Annotated in this window: 18 protein-coding genes; 14 read left to right on the forward strand and 4 right to left on the reverse strand. The window is 53.3% G+C overall.

Annotated features, from left to right (window positions below):
* Window positions 1-46 precede the first annotated feature (46 nt).
* The 12 genes from J4D97_RS20040 to traN all read left to right on the forward strand — a co-directional run bounded on the left by J4D97_RS20040 (window position 47) and on the right by traN (window position 10,416).
* Window positions 47-508, forward strand: a complete 462-nt coding sequence (locus tag J4D97_RS20040; RefSeq protein ID WP_208309113.1) for a DUF3408 domain-containing protein — start codon at window positions 47-49, stop codon at window positions 506-508.
* A 92-nt stretch (window positions 509-600) separates the two neighbouring features.
* Window positions 601-1,254, forward strand: coding sequence for a hypothetical protein (locus J4D97_RS20045; RefSeq protein ID WP_208309114.1), 654 nt, complete (start codon window positions 601-603; stop codon window positions 1,252-1,254).
* Between the two features lie 134 nt (window positions 1,255-1,388).
* Window positions 1,389-1,655: a DUF4134 domain-containing protein gene (locus J4D97_RS20050; protein ID WP_243900428.1), complete on the forward strand. Its 267-nt coding sequence runs from the start codon at window positions 1,389-1,391 to the stop codon at window positions 1,653-1,655.
* A 4-nt stretch (window positions 1,656-1,659) separates the two neighbouring features.
* The gene (locus J4D97_RS20055; protein ID WP_208309116.1) at window positions 1,660-1,980 is read left to right on the forward strand and encodes a DUF4133 domain-containing protein; all 321 of its coding nucleotides are present in this window, start codon (window positions 1,660-1,662) and stop codon (window positions 1,978-1,980) included.
* Window positions 1,977-4,445, forward strand: coding sequence for a TraG family conjugative transposon ATPase (locus tag J4D97_RS20060; RefSeq protein WP_208309117.1), 2,469 nt, complete (start codon window positions 1,977-1,979; stop codon window positions 4,443-4,445). The genes J4D97_RS20055 and J4D97_RS20060 overlap by 4 nt, the downstream gene beginning before the upstream one ends.
* A gap of 47 nt (window positions 4,446-4,492) precedes the next feature.
* Entirely contained in the window at window positions 4,493-5,050 is a 558-nt protein-coding gene (locus J4D97_RS20065) for a hypothetical protein (RefSeq protein WP_208309118.1), read from the forward strand.
* 38 nt (window positions 5,051-5,088) lie between these two features.
* A complete protein-coding gene (locus J4D97_RS20070; RefSeq protein ID WP_208309119.1) occupies window positions 5,089-5,742 on the forward strand; it encodes a hypothetical protein in 654 nt (217 codons plus the stop codon).
* Window positions 5,742-6,383: a hypothetical protein gene (locus J4D97_RS20075; protein ID WP_208309120.1), complete on the forward strand. Its 642-nt coding sequence runs from the start codon at window positions 5,742-5,744 to the stop codon at window positions 6,381-6,383. The genes J4D97_RS20070 and J4D97_RS20075 overlap by 1 nt, the downstream gene beginning before the upstream one ends.
* Before the next feature lie 8 nt (window positions 6,384-6,391).
* Window positions 6,392-7,477, forward strand: coding sequence for a conjugative transposon protein TraJ (traJ, locus tag J4D97_RS20080; RefSeq protein ID WP_208309121.1), 1,086 nt, complete (start codon window positions 6,392-6,394; stop codon window positions 7,475-7,477).
* A 21-nt stretch (window positions 7,478-7,498) separates the two neighbouring features.
* A complete protein-coding gene (traK, locus tag J4D97_RS20085; protein WP_208309122.1) occupies window positions 7,499-8,116 on the forward strand; it encodes a conjugative transposon protein TraK in 618 nt (205 codons plus the stop codon).
* 12 nt (window positions 8,117-8,128) lie between these two features.
* Window positions 8,129-9,436 carry a conjugative transposon protein TraM gene (traM, locus tag J4D97_RS20090; protein ID WP_208309123.1) on the forward strand — a complete coding sequence of 436 codons (1,308 nt, stop codon included), beginning with the start codon at window positions 8,129-8,131 and terminating at the stop codon, window positions 9,434-9,436.
* Window positions 9,433-10,416, forward strand: a complete 984-nt coding sequence (gene traN / locus J4D97_RS20095; RefSeq protein WP_208309124.1) for a conjugative transposon protein TraN — start codon at window positions 9,433-9,435, stop codon at window positions 10,414-10,416. The genes traM and traN overlap by 4 nt, the downstream gene beginning before the upstream one ends.
* 302 nt (window positions 10,417-10,718) lie before the next feature.
* Here the strand turns inward: traN and J4D97_RS20100 are convergent, their stop codons facing one another.
* Window positions 10,719-11,249: a hypothetical protein gene (locus J4D97_RS20100; protein ID WP_208309125.1), complete on the reverse strand. Its 531-nt coding sequence runs from the start codon at window positions 11,247-11,249 to the stop codon at window positions 10,719-10,721.
* A 386-nt stretch (window positions 11,250-11,635) separates the two neighbouring features.
* On the opposite strand from J4D97_RS20100, the gene J4D97_RS20105 reads away from it, so the two are divergent.
* On the forward strand, window positions 11,636-11,809 hold the full coding sequence (locus J4D97_RS20105; RefSeq protein ID WP_208309126.1) for a hypothetical protein: 174 nt from the start codon (window positions 11,636-11,638) through the stop codon (window positions 11,807-11,809).
* A gap of 6 nt (window positions 11,810-11,815) precedes the next feature.
* On the forward strand, window positions 11,816-11,941 hold the full coding sequence (locus J4D97_RS23780) for a hypothetical protein (protein WP_279592467.1): 126 nt from the start codon (window positions 11,816-11,818) through the stop codon (window positions 11,939-11,941).
* Between the two features lie 12 nt (window positions 11,942-11,953).
* Here the strand turns inward: J4D97_RS23780 and J4D97_RS20110 are convergent, their stop codons facing one another.
* From J4D97_RS20110 to J4D97_RS20120, 3 genes are all read right to left on the reverse strand, one after another.
* Window positions 11,954-12,268, reverse strand: a complete 315-nt coding sequence (locus J4D97_RS20110; RefSeq protein WP_208309127.1) for a hypothetical protein — start codon at window positions 12,266-12,268, stop codon at window positions 11,954-11,956.
* 825 nt (window positions 12,269-13,093) lie between these two features.
* Window positions 13,094-14,092 (reverse strand): hypothetical protein, encoded by a 999-nt coding sequence (locus J4D97_RS20115; RefSeq protein ID WP_208309128.1) that lies wholly within the window; start codon window positions 14,090-14,092, stop codon window positions 13,094-13,096.
* 168 nt (window positions 14,093-14,260) lie between these two features.
* On the reverse strand, window positions 14,261-14,566 hold the full coding sequence (locus J4D97_RS20120; RefSeq protein WP_208309129.1) for a hypothetical protein: 306 nt from the start codon (window positions 14,564-14,566) through the stop codon (window positions 14,261-14,263).
* Window positions 14,567-15,168: the final 602 nt, after the last annotated feature.

A 15,168-nucleotide genomic window follows, 5' to 3' on the forward strand; every position in this document is an offset into this window, starting at 1 on the left:
AAGATACTGCCTCAACTACCAACGAAGCCCTGTAACGTTCTATCCAATGGCCACTAAACCAGCTCCCAACCTGCGCAACGTGATGGCATTCGTTGCTAACCGCCCTACCCCCGCCGAGGAACCCACGCCCACTGCTGAAACCCCAACGCAACCGGCAGAAGAAACGAAAGAGCCTCCGGCAGTTGCGGAAGCTCCTGCTCATAAGAACCCTGATACAGAACGTAAACCAAAGGGAAAAAAAACACGCGTGGCGGCCGAACCCCTAACAGAGCACGCCAACTATACCGAAGCCTTTCTGGTGCCGGTTCGAGGCCGCAAGCCAAAAACCATCTACGTGGATGAGGACACCCACGAGGCGCTATCCGTCATCACCAAGTCGGTAGATGGCGTTGGGCTATCCGATCTGATCATCAACATCGTCAACCATCATTTCGAAATCTACGGCAAGGACATTCGCGGCTTTCTCGACAGTGTAGAGAACCAGAAGAAGAAACGCCTGCCCTACTAACACCCCTGTATAACTAATTGCTTTTCAGGCACTAAAACCCAGTGCCTTAGCCACTGCTTTGCTTTTTTCATCCACTAGTAACTTTCTTTACCATGTTCAAAATGATCACCTGGCCGCAGTATCTGGGCGTTGTGGCCACCCTACTGGTGCTGTACTACCTGTATGTGGCCGCAATCTATTACCGTCAGGAGTTGAAAGCATTGGTAAGCAGGAAGCCAGTAGTAGACACTTCTTCTGCGCTAAGCCCGTCCAATCGGTTGCCCAGTAAAGGCCCCCTGATCCCACGGCCCGCTACCCTACTTTTTACTTCCCCAGCGGAACTCACTACCGACGAGTCCGAAACGCAAACCTCAGAAAAGGATTCTGCCGAGGAAGAAGCTGAGCAGTCAGCCGAAGTAGGCACTACTGAAACTGAAGATGGGGAGAATGAAGAAGTAGAAATATCAATTGATATTAATCCTAGCTTTGTTGATGCAAATGAAAAAAGCACTAAATTTACTGAGGCGGAACAGCCCTATACCGCCGAAGCGGCTCAGGATGATTTAGAGCAAGACTTTACAGTAGGCGTAACGCAGCTCAACGACTATTTAAGCTTGGCAGCAGATGGAGAAATCACCCAGGAAGAGCTTATCAAGGAAGTACCAGCACTCGCAAACACTGAGCTAATTGCTGCATTTTATAAAACAAGTAACCAGAATTCTCAGCAAATAACGGCCGCTCTGTTTGCAGATATGCCGGCCGGATAACGGACTAAATGATTTAGTATTTTTTCACCATTCCTCAACTTCTTTTCACCTTCTTCTTTCTTGTTATGGCTAACCATTTAATCATTCGCTCTCGCCTGCGTGCCCGTCTTACCGCCCTATGCACAGCCGCTGTTATGCTGGCATCCACCACCGCTTCGCTTGCCCAGGGCAACGGCGCCGCTGGCATTCAGGAGGCCACGGCTCAGGTAACGAGCTACTTTGATCCGGCCACAACCCTCATCTACGCCATTGGTGCCGTGGTGGGCCTAGTAGGTGCCGTGAAAGTATTCTCGAAGTGGAACAGCGGCGACCAGGATACGCAGAAAACTGCCATGAGCTGGTTTGGCAGCTGCATCTTCCTGGTAGTAGTGGCCACCGTTCTACGGGCCTTCTTCCTGTAAGCCGATGAGCCACTACCCGCTGAACAAGGGCGTCAACAAGCCCGTCGAATTCAAGGGATTGGTCGGCTCTCGCTACATCTTTATGCTCCTGGGTGGACTCGGCGGCGTGTTCTTGGGCTACATCGCCCTGCACGTCGCCGGCGTCAGTTCCTACTTGACGTTGCCGCTGGCTATTGGCTTTGCCTTCTTCTGGATCACCCGAGTATTTGCCCTCAGTGCCAAGTACGGGGAGCACGGCGCCATGAAGCAACAGGCAAAAGGCCGCCAGCCCCTGCGTATCGTGAGTCGTAATACCCGCCTGTTTAAAGATTTACAGCGCCCATGAGCAACCTCCTTCTACCCTCGGCTACCCTGGAGCAAAAGCAGCCCATCTACAAAATAGAATCGGACTGTCTGATCAGCAAGAACGGGGACGTAACCGTCGCCTTCCGCTTGAACCTTCCGGAAATCTACACCTTGGCCCAGCACGATTACGAGGCGCTGCATTCTGCCTTCGTGAAAGCGGTGCGGCTGCTACCGAACCATACGGTGGTGCACAAGCAGGATTGGTTTGTAGAGGACAAGTACACGGCCTCCTTCGAAGAAGAGGCTACCATGCTCTCGCACGCCTACGAGCGTAATTTCAACGAGCGGCCGTTTCTCAATCACTACTGCTACCTCTTTCTGACCAAAACGCCCAGCAGCCGCGAAAACTGGACGAGCCTTTCTACCCTGCTTTCGCGTTCGAAGATCGTTCCGAAGGAGATGATGAACGAGAAGCTCTTGAGTAGCTTTTTCAATGCTGTGGGGCAGTTTGTGCGTGTGCTGTCGGATGCTGGTATTGGCTTTACCCAGTTGACGGATGAGGAGCTGACCGGCACGGAGAAGAAAACCGGTCTGCTGGAAAAGTACCTCTCGCTCAACATGAGTGACGTGGCTCCCATGACCGATTTAGATTTCACGCAAGGGCTGAAGGTAGGACACAAGATCTGCCAGTGCTACTCGCTGGGCAACCTGGATGATCTGCCGATGGCCCTGAGCACCAGCGCGCGGCACAGCAACCTGAGCACCGACTACACGAACTTCTTCGTGGGCTTCTCCTCCCCCGTCGGCCTTAGCCTCAACTGCAACCACCTCTACAATCAGTATCTGTTTGTCGATGATCCGGCCAAGACGCTCAAGACCTTCGAGAAGAAGCGCGACAACCTGAACGCCTTATCGCTCTACTCGCGGCAGAACGCCATCAACAAGGAATTCTACGACCAGTACTTGAACGAGGCGCACTCGGAGCAGAAGCTCCCGGTGCGGGCGCACGCCAATGTCTTCGCCTGGACAGAACGCGAAGCCGAGTTGAAGGAACTGCGGGAGAGGGTAGGGGGGGGCATTACGCTGATGGGGTGCAAAGCGCGGGAAAACACCGTGGACATTGGCGCGCTGTTTTGGGCCGGAATTCCGGGCAACGCCGGCGACTTCCCCAGCGAGGAAACCTTCTACACGTTTGCCGAACCGGCCTGCTGCCTGTGGAGCGTTGAAACCAACTATCGTAACTCCAGCAGCCCGTTCGGTATCAAGCTCTCTGACCGCATCACCGGTAAGCCGGTGCACGTGGATATTTCCGATGAGCCCCGTACAAAAGGTATCATTGCCAATCGCAACAAGTTCGTGCTGGGTGGTTCCGGTAGTGGCAAATCCTTCTTCACCAACGGCATGGTCCGGCAGTACCACGAACAAGGGTCGCACGTGCTGATTGTCGATACCGGCAACAGCTATAAGGGTCTGTGTGAACTGCGTAAGGGCGTGTACTTCACCTACGAAGAAAAGAAGCCGATCAGCTTCAACCCCTTTTTTGTAGTGGGTAGTCCCGATGTGGAGAAGCGGTTGAGCCTACATAACCTGCTGGTGATGCTGTGGAAGCGGGAAAACGAAGATGTTTCGCAATCCGAGTACGTGTCCATCTCGTCGGCGCTCACCCAGTACTACCAGTGGCTAGCTGCTAATACCGATATCCAGGCCAGCTTCAACACGTTCTACGAGTTTCTGCAAGGGCCCTTCAAGAGCTACCTCGACACAGAAAAGGTACGGGAGCAGGACTTCGACATGCACAACTTCCTGTACGTGCTTAAGCCCTACTACCGCGGCGGGGAGTATGACTATCTACTAAACTCAGAGCAGCAGCTTGACCTTACGCGGGAGTCGTTTATCGTCTTTGAAATCGACAACATCAAGGACCACCCGATTCTCTTCCCCGTGGTGACGCTGGTCATCATGGATACCTTCCTGCAAAAGATGCGGCAGCTGGAGGGCGTACGGAAGATGATTCTGATTGAAGAGGCCTGGAAAGCCATTGCTACACCGGCGATGGCTGACTACCTGAAGTATCTATTCAAAACGGTGCGCAAGTTTCAGGGTGAAGCCGTGGTGGTGACGCAGGAGGTGAAAGACATTCTGGATAACCCCGTCGTGAAGGACACCATCATCACCCAGTCCGACTGCATGATCCTACTGGACTTGCGCAAGTTCATGGGGAAGTTCGATGAGATTCAGGAAGTGTTGGCCCTGTCGGAGAAGCAGAAGGCCTTGGTGCTCAGCATCAACCAGGACCGCCGCCAGAACGTGCGCTACAACGAGGTGTATATTGGCCTGGGTACCACTGTCGCGACGGTGTACGGGGTAGAGGTATCCAAGGAAGAGTACGTTACCTACACCACGGAGCAGGCCGAAAAAATAGTACTCTTCAACAAAGTAAAATCTGGGCTGAGCATGGAAGCCGCCATTCAATCCTACGCCCAGGAGCTGCGCGAAGCAGGGTAAACCGGAAAGGAAGTCCCTGACCACCCAAAATACCACCTACTACGACTATGAAAACGCCTTATTCCTTTCTTCTATCCGGCCTGTTGCTGCTTTCCAGTTGCGGGCAAGATGCTGCTTCCAAAGAGGCCGAGGCCCGCGTTACAGCTTCCATCAAGCAGTTGCTCGTGCAGACTAGTGATTCTTCCTACGTGCAGGTAGTGCACACTTGGTATAAGAGTGACGTACCGAACACGATCAAGCTCAATCCCAGAACGGAAAGCATCTACCGTACCCACGCCGAGATTTTACAGGAAGTGGCGACTCAGGAACCCAAGCTGGTTGCGCACCCAATGGCGTCAGTAGACCAAGCTCAAGGCATCCGAACCGGGTATAAAAAGTTGGTTGACGAAAGTACCGCCAACGTGCAGGAGCTATCCAACTTGGCGGCAGGCACGAGCATGAGCGAAGCGGAGCAGTTGAAATACGTCTCTGACCTGGCCGACAAGGAAACGCATCAACTGGCCTTGGTGAAATACTACGGTAAACGAACGGCCGCGGCACTGGCCCAAAAAGAGCAAACGGCCACCAACAAACGGCTGATGCGCAATATGTGGGGCCACGAATAGCCCAGCCTTAACAAAAGTCACTAAGCACATTTCAGGGTATGAAAAAGACACAGATTTTCCTGTGTATGGCCGCGCTTTGCCTTCTTGGTACGCCCGCCGCGCACGCCCAGGCAGTGGTTTCCGCGCCCATTCTGGAAGGCACCAACTTCATCCAAACTGGTTTGCAAGCCACATTGAAAGCTCTCAGCACCAAGGCTAATACCCTCGTGAATGAGGGCGTAGTCGAGCAAGTACTGACGAAGGGCTTCACCGAGAAGAACATGCTGCTGGCCAAGAACTGGTACGACGGCTTACTGCAGGTCAGCAACACCATCAAAACCTACCGGCGCGTGCAGCACATTTTCGAGCGGCAGACGGCTATCATCACGATCTACTCCAACTACATCGGCAAGTTTAAGCAGGATTCGCACCTGACCCCGGCGCAAGTGCAGGGTATGGTACGCGGCTATACCGTGCTGATCCAGGAGTCGGCTTCTTACCTAGATGATCTGACGGCCATCGTCTCGCCGCTGAAGTCGAAGATGACCGATGCCGAACGCATGGAGCTGATTGACCAGCTCGACGACAAGGTGACCCATCAATACGATCTGGTCAGCTACTTCACCCGCCGCAACATGGCCATCTCCCTGCAACAGGCGCAAGACGATAAGGATATGCAAACCCTCAAACAGCTCTACGGGCTAACTAAGTGATGAGAAAGCTTTTACCCCTACTACTGCTGATGCTGTTCCGCCCCGAGGCCCGCGCTCAAGCCATTGTCTGGATGCCTATTGCCGAAAAGCAGGCCTCCAAGCAAGCTGTTCACCAAGGCTTCTTGACTACCCTACGCGAGTTGGGCAACACCATCGTCAAGAAAGGCACCAACACCCAGGCCATCATCAAAACGATGACCGACCAAACGGCTTTGATGCACGAGGAATGGTACACGAGCCTGCTGCAAATCAACTCGGTGGTGCGCGACTATCGCCGGGTAAAAACCATCTGGACCTATCAGGACCGCATCCTGAATCTCTACACGCAGAATATCAGTCAGCTGCGGCAGAATCCTTACCTGACCCCGAACCAGATTCAGGGCATGGTGAAGGGCTACACGGTGCTCATGACGGAGAACGTCGGGCTACTCGATGATCTGACTACCATTCTTACCCCCGACGCCGCGAAGATGACCGATGCCCAGCGACTGAAGTTCATCAACCGCATTTCCGATAAGGTAACGCATCAATATGAATTGGTGGCCTACTTCACCAAGCGCAATCAAGCTATTGCTACCCAGCAATCAAAAGCAGCCCGCGACAGTCAACTTCTCAAACAACTCTACGGCCTTTCCAACTAACCACTGCCATGCTGCTATTCCTCTCTTCCTTGCTGCTTCAGGTGTCCATTCCGGTTGCCTCCCTTCAGCAGCTACTTGATAATCTCTACGATGAGATGCTGCCCCTGTGCGCCGATATGATCAACATCGGCCGTGCGCTGGGAGGGTTAGGTGCCCTGGTGTTCATTGCCGGCAAGGTGTGGCGCAGCATGGCGGCGGCCGAGCCTATCGACGTATTCCCGCTGCTGCGGCCCTTCGCTATCGGCTTGGTCATCACGTTTTTTCCTACTATGCTGACTGTTCTGAATGGCGTGATGGGGGGTGTCTCTTCCGCCACTAGCTCCGTAGTGCGGGTGCAGAACCAGAATATCATTCAGCTGGAAGACCGCAAAAAAGCCCTGTTGGCTGCTCGGCCCGAAAATGCCGCCTATGAGTCGGATGAAGCCTTTGACAAAGAGCTGGAGAGCAAAGACGTGCTGGACTTTGGCGGTAAGGCGTCGCTCTACTTCAACCGCATGGCCTACAGCGTACAGAAAGACTTCCGGGAGTGGATTCGCAATGCCCTGGAGCTGGCCCACGACTCGGCGGCCCTGGTCATCAATACCATTCGGACCTTCTTTCTGATCATCCTCTCGATCATCGGCCCAATTAGCTTCGGCTTTGCCATCTGGCCGGGCTTCGAGGGCACGCTAACCAACTGGCTTTCGCGCTACATCAACGTGTTTTTGTGGCTGCCCATTGCCAACATCTTCGGGGCCATCATCGCCAAGATTCAGGTGATGATGCTCAACCTGGATATCCAACAGATTCAGGCGGGGGCCGATCTGGAAAAAGCCGATTACGGCTACATGATTTTCCTGGTGATTGCTATTGCCGGTTACTTCACGGTGCCCTCGGTCGCCAACTGGATTGTCGCCGCGAGTGGCATGAGCAACATAACCCGCTTTGCCAGTGCTAGGGGCCTTGGAGCAGCTAGCATAGGTGCCAGCATGGCCGGTGGCGCTGCGGGGCAAGTAGCCGGCCGCGCCGTAGCCGTGGGGCGCTCCCTGGGCTCGGCCCCCGATGCGCCCTCCGTGGCAAATCCGACCGGCTACCGCAACACGAAAACTGCTTAATCACTTCCAGCCCCTAACCCTATGTTCCGATCCCTTAAAAACATCGACTCGGCGTATCAGCAGACCAAGACCCTGGCCCTGCTGTTCATGCTGCTCTGCTTCTCCGTGGCGGCCTACGCCGTGTATTCGGCCCGGCAAACGGCTACGGCCGCCCAGGGGCGCATCTACGTGCTCGACCAGGGCAACCTACTGGCGGCCGTCTCGCACAATGTGAAGGAAAATCGCCCGGTAGAAGCCAAAGATCACGTCAAGCGCTTCCACGAGTTCTTCTTCACCCTCGACCCCGACGCCAAAGCCATTGAGTACAACGTGAGCCAGTCGCTGTTTCTGGCCGATGAAAGCGCCCAGCGGGCCTACGAGAACCTGAAAGAGAGCGGCTACTACAATAAATTGATTCAGGCCAACATCAGCCAGGATATCAAGGTCGATAGCGTCAGCATCAACGCAGCCAACTACCCCTACTATGCCCGGTGCTACGCGCATCAGCAGGTTATCCGGGCCTCGTCGGTTACCTCCCGCTTGCTCGTTTCCGAGTGCTATCTACGCGACGTATCGCGCTCGACGAATAATCCTCACGGTTTTTTGATGGAGCGGTGGCGGGTAGTCCAAAACAACGACCTGCGCACCGAGCGCCGCTAAAGCCCTACCCCGATGAGCAAAGCACTGAAGCACACGCAGGAATTCATCAGAAAACGCCAATTGATGGTATTCATTCCCATACCGGGCGTTATTTGCCTCACCCTACTCTTCTTCCTGGGTGGTGGGGGCAAGGGCGTACCCACGGCTATGGCCAGCACTGGAACGAACGAAGCAGGCATCAACACGTCGCTGCCTTCAGCCGGCAAAAGTGCGCTGTTTGAAAACAAGATGGATGCCTATAAAGCCCCACAGGATAGCAGCCATTACAACGGCCTGGCCTTTACCCCAGTGGGAGACGCTACGCAGCCGACAGATGCCGCCGCCGCCCCAGAGTCCATGGGTAGCACTGCGGAGCCGGCACCAGGCGGTATGAACTACGCCGTGCAGCCGGGCGAGTCGCCCCAGCGCTACAACCCTAACTACGACCCCAACGTGGCCGCCGTGCAGAGCCGCATGCAGCGGATTCAGCAGCAGCAGACTGCCCACCAGCAGCCTTCCTACCCTCGTTCGGGCGGGGGCTATGCGAATGGTGGGTATAGCAGCGCGGCGAACTACGCGCCGGCACCCTCCGCCAAAGACGTACAGATGGAACAAACCCTGCGGGAGCTGGATGATCTGCGGCAACAGTACGAGAAGCGGTTGCAGGCCCTCAACGCGCCTACCCCTGCTGCACCAGCGGCGGCCGTGGCACCGGCACCGATAGCCACGAGTGCGGCTCTTACCAAGCAGGAAGGTATGAGCGTGGTAACAGAAGTACCGCAGTCGGTGGTAACTAGTCTGGGTGGCCGCTCCACTCTGGGTACGGCGGTAGTAGTCGTAAATTCAGGCAATGCCTTTCACGGCCTGGGTAGTGATAATGGCGCTGGCCAGCTCAACGCTGTGCCGGCCGTGATTCACGATGACCAGGTAGTGAGCCAGGGTTCGACGGTGAAGATGCGCCTGCTCTCCGACGTGCAGGTAGAAGGTCGCCTTATCCCGCGCAATAGCTTTCTGTATGGCACCTGCGACATATCGGGCAACCGCCTCACGATTGAGGCTACCTCGGTACAGTATCAGAACAGTGTGATTCCCCTCAGCCTGCACGCCTACGATATGGATGGTGGGGAAGGCTTGAGTATTCCCGGCTCCGTGAACCGCGACGCGGCTAAGCAGGGCATGGCCAACGGGGCCAGCTCGGCCGACCTGCTCACCATGTCCCCCAGCCTGGGCGCCCAAGCGGCTGGCATTGCGTTGCAGACCGGCAAAACGCTGGCCGGCCGCAAGATCAAGCTGGTGAAAATCCATCTCAAAGCCAACTACAAACTACTACTCAAGTCATGAGATTATCCCTTAACCTCGCTTGTCTGGGCCTGTTTGCTCTCTCATTGTCGGCGCTGCCGGCTACGGCCCAAAAGTCTATCGCTCGTGGGTCTATGACCAAAGCTCAGCTGCTGGGCGACTTCTCTACCCCAAAATCGTCCGTAGCCGCGGAGCCGGCTGCGGCTGTGGCACCGGCGCCACTGGGACCGAAGATGCTCAGCCTGGGGGAGCAGAACTTCATCGGTTCCTATCACCTGAGCGTGGGCTTTCAAAAGACGACCCACCTGGTGTTTCCCTACGCCGTGACCTACGTAGACCTGGGCAACAGCGGCATCATTGCAGACAAAGCCCAAGGCGCGGAGAACATCGTCAAGTTGAAGGCCAACCTGCAAGGCTTTCCTCAAACCAATATGACAGTGGTAACAGCTGACGGGCGGCTGTATTCCTTCCTGATCGACTACGAGAAAGACCCCCGCGTCCTGAACTACAACCTGACCACCGGCGCCGGCGACGCATCGCCCGTCATGCCGCTGGCCATGTTTTCCAACCTGAGCATGACACAGACAGAGATGGAGAACTACTCGCGCTCCGTGCTCAAAAAGAAGAAGATGCTGCGCACGAAAGAGGTCAAGGACGATATCACATTTGCCCTCCAGGGTATGTACACCAAGGACGACATGTTTTTCCTGCCGCTGTATATGTACAACAAGTCCAACATCAACTACGACGTAGACTTTATCAAATTCTACATTCGGGATAAGAAGGTGACTAAACGCACGGCTATTCAGGAGTCGGAGCTTTCTCCGGTGTTCGTCTACAATGCCACCCAAACGATGATTCCCGGTCCAGGGTCAATGGATCAGGTGTACGTGCTGCGCAAGTTTACTATCCCCGACGACAAGACGCTGGTGGTGGAAATGTTCGAACGTGGTGGAGGCCGTCACTTGACGTTCAACGTGACCAATGAAGATATTCTCAAAGCCCGCAAATTGAAGCGGTAGCGGGCATTCTGCCGTAAAACAAGTAGGGGTAGGGCAACGCGCCCTACCCCTACTTGTTTTCTATGATAGAGGGTTCCTCTTTCTAAAGGGCGGGATTACACGCTAAGCGGCTTATAGTTATTTTCCGTTCCTACTCTCGTCGGCTGGCAAATGCGACTTTTGATACCGGACTTTTAGCCAATGTCTTAGCGTAATTGTTCTCCCCCGCTGCTACGGGAGGCCGTTTAACATTTGTACCAAACTTTTAATTAGTAGCCGGTGGCCACCAAGTCGAAGGTTCTACTCTATTTGTTTAAAACGCGCTACTTCAAGCTCACAATAGACTGCTGAAACTGCGCCCATAGTTTGGCGTCCTGGTCTTTTGTCAATGGCTTGCTGGGCATGTACTGAAACTCATAGCTGACATGGTGCAGCAGCGCAATACCCATGTAGCGCGGACCTGCGCCTGGAATGGTATAATGAGCGCAAGCAGCCTGATATGGGCCATTCATCAAAATAGCTTCGTCCAACAGCGTGCCGTGCGCGTCGTGCATCATTTGGTCGATGGCCTGGCTGTAAAACTCATGGTCTGAGTCTTTCGCGTAAAACTTATCCATCGGCTTTTCCAGCCGCATCAGAATGTAGGTACCGGCCGCGTCGGTATAGCGGTAACCACGCGCTTGTTTGGCGGATAGACTCGGCTCTAGACGGGTAATGTCCACCGGCTGGGGCTTACCCGGTACGCGGAGCGTAATGGCTGCATCAACGGGAAACGCTACCCAAGGCGCGGCGAGCTGCGCGTGAGCCGCTACGGTGCAGAATAACGGGGCTAGGATAGTAATCAGTTTTTTCATGCTGGCACAGTTGCAAAACTTTAGCCAACGCTGGAATCGACGGAAACAGTCGCCGTAGCGGCTCTAAATGCCGACAACTGCCACCGCTTCTTAGGCTACCTTGATATCAGAATAAACATAAAATTATTTACTATATAACTATCTGTATGTCAGTAAATTAAGTATAAAAAAGCATAAGTATCAATTATGCAGTTTGTACTTTTTCTTACTATTTAGAGCTACTGTACTATTCCATCCGATGACGTGCTATTGGAGAGCTTATCATGTATTCTGTTAGATAGGACAAAGACTACTACAAGATCATTATTAATAGATTTCGTATGTTAGCTACGACTCTAAAGGCAACGCGTGGTCTGCTTATCTATCCTGCTTTACCCAGCTTAGCTGTGCGAAAGTTTCTGATCATTCTTGCGCTTGCTATTTTCCTCTACAGCCCCTACGGACCTAGTTGGGGCCGTTTCGTGGTGAATGCGGCCGTTGTCCTAAGCATCTTTAGCTTCTACGGCAAGAGCCTACCCACGCGTCCCCATCACTACGACGAAGAGGAAGAGTATAACTAAAGGCCTATGTTTTCCATGTTCGACCCCTTCCTGTTTGCCCAAATTACGATTGGGTCGTTTGTTTTTAGCTACTTGACATGCCTGGTACTGAAGGAAGTATTTGGCTACAACGTGGGCCGTCGCAAGAAGTAGGCCTACCCCAACCTACTCGGCTGGCGTTGGTTGATCAGCTGCATCATCTAGTAGGTCAGGCAGCACTTCTCCCGTAGTGAAATACTCGCTACGAAATAGATTTGATTCCCGTTCTGCAACTGGAAAGCGTTGTGCAATAGCGTTGTAGGCTCTTCTCGAAATCTTCAGGTGGGCCACCTCTCCTGTTGTGCCCTGGCCACGGTCGCCGTGGATGCAGAGTAAGTGGTCGAACTGATTGAGCGGTGTGTACTTAAAAATGCGGATATACGCCTTGTTGCCCTGGTAAGGAGCTAATTCAGTGGGACCGGAAAGCTTTTTGGAACTCATGCAGGGTAGAGGGTAAGCCCAAAGGTACCGAACTACCCCTACTCACTCTCCAACTGAAGCCACGTGCGGCAACTCATACACCTAGTGCACCGCATTTTCAGTTCCGTCAGCTCCCCTATTCTGGCAAGCACTTCCTCATGCACATGCAAGGTGTCATCCAAGCATGTGGCGCAATTGAGTAGCTCGGCACTCTCAATCATTTCCTCCAAAAACTCGCGCTCGTCTGCTTGCATGATCTAGGGTAATAGGCTACCAATATACGCTACTACTTACAAGCATAGTTTGCTCGCTGCTACATTAGCGTTGCCTTCGGGCCGTAAACCAGCGGCCTTAGTGTGCGAAGCCGTTCTACTTTTCCGTGTCGGTCGCTTTGCCTGCCATTGATAGGGCGTGTCTTTTTAGCCGTTGTGGCGCTAGTAGGTTTTGGGTGGTACACTTTGTTGTCGTTAGGGTTGTTCGTGCTACAGGCGTAAAATCTGGGCATATCTGGGCCATTCTCACGTCGTTCGCCCGGCTTTCACTACCCTAAAAGCTTTTTTTCTACCGCTTCTCTGTGGTCGTCAGATACTATTCTTAATCTTCTTTTATTCTATACTATAAGGAGTCGGTGAACGAAATCTGACAGAATGGTGAACGAAATCTGACAATGCCGGTGAACGAAATCTGACAGAGGTGAATGAAATCTGACAGATGGTGAACGAAATCTGACAGATGGTGAACGAAATCTGACAGATGGTGAACGAAATCTGACAGAGTTCTCAAAGCCAAAAAAAAGCCCGATCCGTTATCTGGATGGGCTTTCTGTTGCTAATGAGTAATGTGGCGTTAGCTACGCTTATGCGTTGGCTGATCCTGGAACTGCATACGGATTTGTTGGCGTTGGGCCTGCTCCTGCTGGTGCTTCAGCTGCTCTTTCTCAGCCTTTTCTTGGCTGGGCTTCTTGGCAAGGACTACCTGGTACGCGTCCTCAATACTACCATCTACTTGGCGCTTGGCAGTCGATTCAATTTTGATCACCTCAGCGGTAAAGGGTATGCTCTCCAGCGCGCATACTCGGGCGATATAGCCCCGTAGCAAGCTGGCCGCTTTCTTGTTGGTCGTCTTGTAGAAACCGGCAATTTCTTTTAGCTCATTGAAGTTCTCGATGAACTTGCTCTTGCTCTTGTTGTCCTTAGTGCACCACAGGCCCCAGGCATACCGCATGCGCAGGTACAGAAATCGGCCGACTGTCCAGCTACTACCGTCTGGGTCGTTCTCAGTACCGGCCGTGCGCAGGCTTACATAATCCCCTAGATCAATGACCTGGCTCAAAAAATGGTTGTTCTGTACAAAGTCGGGGTTTACCGACATATTGTAACGAACGAAAGAGCGGTCCTTGCGCGTGATGACCAGCTGCTTGAACAGCTTCAGCGTATCCAGCGTATAGCGCGTCTCCCGACGTGGGCCAGCTACCCGATACTCTCTGCTCTCAAATCCCATTGAGTGCATCGACATGCTATACAGCGTGGCATCCAGGATAGTGCGGCCGTATGTCTCGCGGTGCTTAGGGCGCATAGCAAAGATAACTTCGCCGCCTTTGGTCAGGGCACTAAGAAGGGCTCCTCGGCGGTGCCCGAAAACGGAGTAGAAATCGGCCGCGTGAAAGGTCACGTTCGGCGTATCAAGTAGCAGCGCTAGATTCTGGCGGAAGCTGGGCACGAAGGTTTCCCGCGCCACCCAGACTACCAAATCAATTGCCAATCCACCGTAGGGGCCATACTGAAGCACCTCGTGTGGATACCGGCAGATATTAGAATCCAAGTAGATTTTTTCTATATTTGCCATACGTGTTGCGAACACAAATTTTGACGGGAGGCCTTGTTAGTAGCAAGGGCTCCCGTTGTCTTTTAATACCAACCTGCGTAGTTGATGCCGAAAGGTAGGATTTTCATTACTATGTTCCTAAATAGAAACATAGTTTTTTTTAGAAAGTCCAGCAGTTTACGCATTTCCCTACTGCTTTCCTTTGGGCTGCCGCTGGCGCCCCACCACCTGCTCCACCGCTTCCTCCCGCTTGGCTGCCGCTTCCGTATTTCGGCTAATTTCTTCCAGCACAAGCTTCACCACGTCCTTGATCGGCTTGCCGATCAGTTTGGACAGTAGCAGCAGCTCGCCCATCGTAAAAAGCGCCGGATCCATCTCCCGGCGCTTCAGCGACTCATAGCCGACATTCAATAGCTTCTTAAAGTCGCGCTCCGTGAATTTATCACCCTCTCGAAGCAACTGGCTAAATGTCTGCGGTGTGTCCGTGCTATTCATGTGGTGCGAACCTTGATATTTGGCAAAAATAGGGGATGCTGAGTTGCCTTAAAATTCGGGGCCACCTTTTACCTGAAGCAAATCGCCGGACTGCGGGCCGATTTTGTCATCTAACTAAGTTTCTACCGGCAACAACTCTGGTAAGTAATGCAGTGGCTAGCCGCGTATTACTGGCCGCCTAGCGCTATAATTCATTTTTAGTTAGGTAGCCTACCAGTTTGCCGTGCAAATCAGGCTACACCAGCACCGAAGCGGTAATAATAACTCCTGTAACTCATTAGGCCCGTTTTCGTGACTATATCTTGTAAATCAATACCGTAAGTGGGAGCGATGTAACATTTGTACCAGACTTTTAGGCCAAGAAGCAAACTAAAGGGAAGAAAGAGAACGGCACCGGCTAACCCCGACCTACTGCATGAGTTGGGCCGGGGTCGCGGTACTGGCAGCCGATTTACGGGCGCGTAGGGTTACAGGGTCGTACTCCTTAGCTAGTTGCTCCTGAGCTGCTTCGTCTAGGCCTACAGCTAAGGTTTCCAGCCCTAACAACTGCACTGCCTTCGCAGCTCATAGCAGAACAGCAATTGCCCCTAATATAGATTTCA

It is taken from the genome of Hymenobacter defluvii, from assembly GCF_017589435.1.
Taxonomy (GTDB): Bacteria; Bacteroidota; Bacteroidia; order Cytophagales; family Hymenobacteraceae; genus Hymenobacter; species Hymenobacter profundi.